The 6,211-nt window shown below is 68.8% G+C and carries 5 protein-coding genes; all 5 read right to left on the bottom strand.

Going from position 1 to position 6,211, the window contains the following annotated elements; all coding sequences use genetic code 11:
- A partial coding sequence (locus ACWIQA_RS04045; RefSeq protein WP_448581785.1) for an aromatic ring-hydroxylating oxygenase subunit alpha occupies positions 1 to 371 on the bottom strand: 371 nt, incomplete at its 3' end.
- Positions 372 to 449: 78 nt separating this feature from the next.
- Complete coding sequence (locus tag ACWIQA_RS04040; RefSeq protein WP_448581784.1) at positions 450 to 2,816, bottom strand: TonB-dependent receptor; 2,367 nt, start codon at positions 2,814 to 2,816, stop codon at positions 450 to 452.
- A 116-nt stretch (positions 2,817 to 2,932) separates the two neighbouring features.
- Positions 2,933 to 3,994 (bottom strand): NAD(P)H-dependent amine dehydrogenase family protein, encoded by a 1,062-nt coding sequence (locus ACWIQA_RS04035; RefSeq protein ID WP_448581783.1) that lies wholly within the window; start codon positions 3,992 to 3,994, stop codon positions 2,933 to 2,935.
- A gap of 2 nt (positions 3,995 to 3,996) precedes the next feature.
- A complete protein-coding gene (locus tag ACWIQA_RS04030; protein WP_448581782.1) occupies positions 3,997 to 5,271 on the bottom strand; it encodes a cytochrome P450 in 1,275 nt (424 codons plus the stop codon).
- A gap of 1 nt (position 5,272) precedes the next feature.
- Positions 5,273 to 6,067: an SDR family oxidoreductase gene (locus ACWIQA_RS04025; RefSeq protein WP_448581781.1), complete on the bottom strand. Its 795-nt coding sequence runs from the start codon at positions 6,065 to 6,067 to the stop codon at positions 5,273 to 5,275.
- Positions 6,068 to 6,211 lie beyond the last annotated feature (144 nt).

The raw sequence follows: 6,211 nt of genomic DNA, 5'->3' as shown, positions 1-6,211 counted from the left end.
AGATCATAGGCCCAGCCATGATAGGGGCAGACGAGCCTTCGCGCGTGCCCCTGTTCGCCGCGGACCACGGGCATGCCGCGGTGCTGGCAGACATTGTGGAAGGCCCGTACCTCGCCACCCTCGCCGCGGACACAGAGGATGGTCTCGGGGCCGAAATCGGCCGTCAGCCAGTCGCCGGGATTGGGGATCTGGGCAACCAGCCCGGCGATCTGCCAGGTCCTGGTCCACACCCGCTCCCACTCCCGCGCCGCCCATTCGGGGGCGAAATAGCGCTCGGGCGTGATCGGCGTGTTGCGGAACTCGGGCTCGCGGAGCTTGGTCATGTCGGCGCGTAGCGGCGCCGCTTGTGCCTGCCCTTCGACCGTGGCCATTCCCACCTCCTCGCCCTTCTGGATACAGGGCAAGGCGCCTGGCGGTCATCTCCCAGCCCTGATAGTGTCGGCCCGCGCTCAGAAGCCGACCACCGCCTCGACTCCGAAGATCCGCGCCGGCACCTGGACCCCGAAGAAGAAGATGCCGGCGTTCAGGGTGGTGTTGAGGCGGCCGTTGTCCTTGTGGAGGATGTCGCGGGCGAAGCCGGTGATCCGCGCCTCCCGGAAGGGGCCGACATCGCGCATCTCGTAGCCCAGCGAGACATCGAACTTGCTCTGGGCCTCGATGATCTCGCGCGAGAACCGGTCTTTCACGGGAGACGTCGCATATTCGTCGATATAGCTGTAGTTGGCGAACAGGACCAGCTCTCCGGGCCCGGCGGGCAGCCGGTAGTCCCCGCCGATCGTGACCGTGAAGTCGGGCGAGCGGCGCCACTGCCGCTGGTCCTTCACGTCGATGATGGTGCCCGGTTTGGCCGGATCCTCGATCTCGAACCGCGTGTATTTGGCGTTCAGATAGCCGAAGGCGGCGAGCAGGTTGATCCGGGAACCGACCCGCGCCTGGGCCTCGAGCTCGAACCCGTAGATGCGCGCGCCGCCGGCATTCTCGACGAAGGTGTTGGTGCCCTGGCCGCCGGGTGCGGCGACGATGATGTCCTGCTGGACGTCGCGGTAGGTCGCGTAGAAGGCGGTGGGGTTCACCCGCAGCCGGTTGTCAAGGAAGGTGAGCTTGGCGCCGACTTCGAAGCTGTCGACCGTCTCCGGATCATAGGAGCGGGCGGCTGCTTGCGGCGAGGCGGCGCGGCCGTTGAACCCGCCCGAGCGGAACCCGCGCGACCAGCCTCCGTAGAGGAGGGCGTCGTCGGTCAGGCGGTAATCGGCGATGACCCGGCCGGTGAGGCGGTCCCAGCTGTCGCGCGCGCGCACTGAAAACGGCACGGGTGCGACCGAGTTGATGAAGAAATTCTTGGTCTCGATGGTGTAGCGCGCCCCGGTCGTCAGGCGGAGCCGGTCGGTGAGGTTCCAGATCGCCTCGGCGAAGAAGGCGAAGCTGTCGAGCTGCTGGCCGGCGACGAAATTCTGGATCGGCGCGTTGAGCAGGAAGGCCTGGGCGGCGATGTTGTTGTAGACTCCCGGCACCAGCTTGTACTCGGTCCACAGATAATAGATCCCGCCGACGACGTCGGCCAGCGTGCCGATGTCGAAGCGGGCGGTGAGTTCCTGGCTCATCTGGGAATAGTCGGTATCGCGCGCCGCCACGAACAGCGGCAGCACGCCCAGCACCGGGGGCGCCCCGGTATTCTCCTCGATCAGGAGCTCGGTCGAGGAGCGGTAGCCGGTGATGCTGTTGATCTGCACCCCGCGCACTTCGCCCCGGATCTCCATGGTCGCGGCGAACTGGTTCATCTCGTTGATGTGGGGGATCGGCGCGAAGCCGATGTCGAAGCCGGCCTCGCGGATCGGCACCAGCGAAGCGGTGTCACAGCCGGTGTCGGCTCCGAAGGCGACTTTCACGGCATCGCACAGGGTGCCGCCGCGACCCAGCGCGGCGCCGAAGCGGAACGGCGGCGGGACGGTGTTGATGATGTCCGCCTGCTGGGCGGGGGTGAGGTTCGCCTTGGTGAGGTTGACGAGGCTCGGGAACCGGCTGCGGTCGCGCATATATTCGACCGTCAGCAGCGCATCGAACATGCTGTCTTCCGGCTGGAACAGGAAGGCGACGCCGCCGTTCACATAGTCCGGCCCGTCATCGCGGCGGTTGGTGGTAAGGTTGAAGGTGTGGCTGTCCCCCTTGCGGTAGCTGACGAAGCCCTTGGCCATCAGCGGCCCGTCGGCAATCCGCCCGCTGTTGAGAACCGCGAACCCGTTGAAATTGTTGTAGCGCGAATAGCGGGCCAGCACGCGCACCCCGGCCTCCTCGGTCGGCCGGGTGCGGCGGATGTTGATCGCCCCGCCGATGGTGTTCCGGCCCTGGAGCGTACCCTGCGGCCCGCGCAGCACCTCGATCGACTCGATGTCGGCAATCTCGAAGGCGGCCCCGGTGTTGGTGCCGAGGAACACGCCATCGATGGACACCCCGATCGCGTTCTCGAACGTCTTCTCAAGGTCGGCGAAGCTGATGCCCCGGATCGACACCGCGAGCGCGTTCCCGGAGAAATTGATGTCGGAGAGCTGGACATTGGGCACGAAGCGCTGGAGGTCGGCCACGGTGTCGAGCTGGCGTTGCTCGACTGCGCCCGCATTGAAGGCGGTAATCGCCAGCGGGACATCCTGAAGATACTCGGCCCGCAGCCGGCCGGTTACGACGATGTCGGCCAGCTGGTTGCTCGCCTCCTCGGTCGAGGCCAGCTGGCCCGCGGCCGCCTCGGCGGCGAGCGGTGCGCCTGCAAGCGTGGCACCGGCCAAAAGGATGGCCGGCAGGACGACGCGCCCGATCGACGGCATGACAGCTCCCTTTCCCCCGGGCCCGAAATGGCCCGACCATTGCTGCCACCCGAAAATAATATTTCGTGTGCAGCGGTCTCCCTCGTGGCCAATCATGGCCATTGGCTCGCGGCTGCCTACATCCTGTTTTGATAGGGGACGCTGCCGGAACCGAGCGCGAGCGGCAGGTCGAGCGCGGTCAGGATCCCGGGCCGCCCGGCCACGACCGCCGGCATGGCGTTGACCGCGTGGGCTGCGGTCGCAGCAAGTCCGTCGGCCGTCCAGCCGGCCGCGAGCGGCAGGCGGATGGCCGGGTCCCCCTCGATCCCGACCATGTTCTCGCCGGCGGGCCAGTGGGAGGCGATGCCTGCCGCGGCGCGCCAGAGCGTCTCGTGGACGAGCGCGACCGGACCGGCCTGCGCGCTCCACCGCCAGCGCTGGGCGCCGATGGTGCCGGCGGCAAGCGTGCCAGCGGCGATTGTCACCTCGGTGTCGGTGAGCGCGGTCTCGACCTCGTCGGCCACCTCCGTCACCTCTTCGCCCAGCCCGGCGCCGAGCAGCATCAGGCTTTCCCGGAACAGGTCGGTGAGCCAGGCGCGATAGCCGGCGGTCCGGGCCGCGAAGGCCTGCGGGGGAAGCCCCATGCCCATAAGGCCGAAGACCACCTCGGCGCTTGGATAGCGGTCGAAGACGGTCGCCTCGCTTATGGTGATTCCCCGGATTGCGCTCGTCAGCCGGGCGAGCACCAGCGCCAGCACATCGCCCTGGAAGCCGGGGTTGAGGCCGGTGCCGTGGAGCGAGGCGCCCCCGGCCTCGCCGGCGGCCTGGAGCCGCGCCGCTACCTGTGGCCCATAGGCGTGCGGCCAGACATAGCCGACGGTCGTCACTACATTGATCCCGGCCTCGAGCAGGGCGACCAGCGTCGCATCATCGCTGTCGCGCCGGCCCTCGACCATCTGCGCCGGAAGGGGCGCGTGGAGCAACACGTCGGGGCGGGCGGCGAGCAACGCTCCAGGGTCGGAGGTTGCGGGAACCCCGATCGGGCCGATCCCGGCGAGCGCGCCGGCATCCTGCCCGGTCTTCGCTCCGGCGCGGACATGGAGCGCGACGAGTTCCATGTCGGGCCTGGCGGCGATCATGCGGATGGCACGGCAGCCGACATTGCCGGCGCCCCAGACTGCAACCCGCAGCCGGGCCATGCTCAGCCCGCGGCCGGCGTGAACCGGACCGGTAGCCGCTCCAGCCCGCGCAGGAAGAAGCTCGACCGGTAGCGCGGCACGAAGTCCGGCTCGGCCAGGCGGAAGCTTTCGAACCGGCTGAGCAGCGCGGCGAAGGCGCTCGCCATCTCGGCCCGGGCGAGCATGGCGCCGGGGCAGAAATGGATTCCGGCGCCGAAGGCAAGCTGGGCGCTGGCATTGGCGCGGCAGACGTCGAACCTGTCCGGCTCGGGGAATTTCGCCGGATCCCGGTTGACTGCGCCATGGCGCAGCATGACGACCGCACCCTTGGGGATGGTGACTCCGCCGATTTCGACATCGCGGCGGGTCTCGCGGAACAGCCCCTGGACCGGGGTTTCCATCCGCAGCGCTTCCTCGACGAAATTGCCGATCCGCTCTGGCTCGGCGCGCAGCCGCGCTTCCTCTTGCGGGTGGGTGAGGAGCAGCAGCAGCGCCGAGCCAAGCGCATTGGTTGTCGTCTCGTTGCCGCCGGTCAGGAGCTGTTCGAGCAGGTTCAACACTTCCTCGGTCGAGAGCGGCGCCTCGCCCTCCATCTCGGAAACGAGGGCGGAGAGCATGTCGTCCTTCGGCTGTTCCCGGCGCTCGGCGATCCGGGCGGCGAAATAGCGCTGGAACTCGACCACCTCGCGGGCGCATTCCACTTCCCGCTCGGGCGAGATCATCATGCCGACCGGGTCGAGCAGCGCGTCGGTCCAGCGCTTGACATTGGCGACATCGCTGCGCGGCACGCCGATCTGGTCGGCGATCACGATCGAGGGCAGCGGGATGGCGAAGGCCGACATGAACTCGACCGGCTCGCCGCGCGCGGCGGCCGCTTCGATGGGCGCCAGAAGCTCGGCGACGACGCCGTCGATATAGGGCTGCATCGCCTTCACCCGGCTGGCCGTGAACGCCCGGTCGATGAGGCGGCGATAGCGGCCGTGCTGCGGCGGGTCGTTGCGCTGCAGCACCTGCGGCCTTGCATAGCCTTGGGCGAGGATCCGCTCGGCCTCAGGCGGCGTGGGGCGCGGCCGGCGATCGAGGACCTGGAGGTCGTTCGAGAAGCTTTCGGTGTCGCGGATCGCCGCCAGCATGTCGGCATAGCGGCTGATGACGAAGAAGCCGGTGACCGGATCCTGCCAGACCGGGGCCTCGGCGTGGAGCCGGGCATAGAAGCCGTAGGGGCAGGCGATAACTTCTGGGTCGACGAGGCCGCCGGCAGGAAAGCCAGGGCCCGGGGCAGCGGCAGCCTGTGCCACTTCAGCCGGCCTTCGCCATGGCAGCGGCAACCGCGGCGCCAATCTCCGCCCCGGTCGGGTTGCGCCGCAAGGTGAGCCCGCCGTTCACCTGCAGGTTCTGGCCGGTCAGGAAACAGTCGTCGCGGGCGAGAAAGGCAATGGCTGCTGCGACATCTTCCGAAGTTCCGACCCGCCCGAGCGGATATTCCTTGACGAAGGCGTCGATGAGGCCGGGGGTGGCAGCCGCCGCGGCCGTCATCGGCGTGACAGTAAAGCCGGGCGAGACCGAGTTGACGCGGATGCCGCGGTGGCCGAACTCGTTGGCAGCGCAGCGAGCGACATGGTCGGCACCGGCCTTGGTGCCCATGTAGGCGGCATAATTCTCGAGCATGATGGTCGCCGTCGCCGAAGAGACGAGGATGATCGAGCCGCCGTCGCTGATCCGCTTCAACACTTCCTGGAGGAACAGGAAGGCGCCGCGGAACTGGAGCGCGCAGAGCTGGTCGATCTCCTCCTCGGTGGTTTCGAGGAAGGGCTTCATGACGCCGGCGCCGGCCGCGTTGACGGCGATGTCGAGCCGGCCGAAGCGGGCGATCGCGGCCTCGGCCATGGCGGCAAGATCGGCCCGGCGGGTCACGTCGGCGATCGCGAAGGCGCCGCCGATCTCGGAGGCCAGCGCTTCGAGCGGGCCCAGGTGCCGGCCGGCAACCACCAGCTTCGCGCCTTCGGCGGCCAGCCGCCGCGCGATGACCTGCCCCATGTTGCCGGGGCCTGCCGCCCCGAGCACGACTGCAACCTTGCCGTCCAGCGCACCCATTTCGGACCTCCCCGGTGCAGCGATAGCCTGCCGGCACCGGTCGGGGCACCCGGTGAAAAGAACGGGCCCGCTTCGGCGACGGGCTTGACGCGGGTGCCGCCGACGTGCCGGATGGCGGCCGCCCGGCCGGCAGGAGGGAGAGCC

It is taken from the genome of Thermaurantiacus sp. (assembly GCF_053487655.1).
Note: the sequence above shows the minus strand (reverse complement) of the source record. Positions and strands in the feature narration are given on the sequence as shown.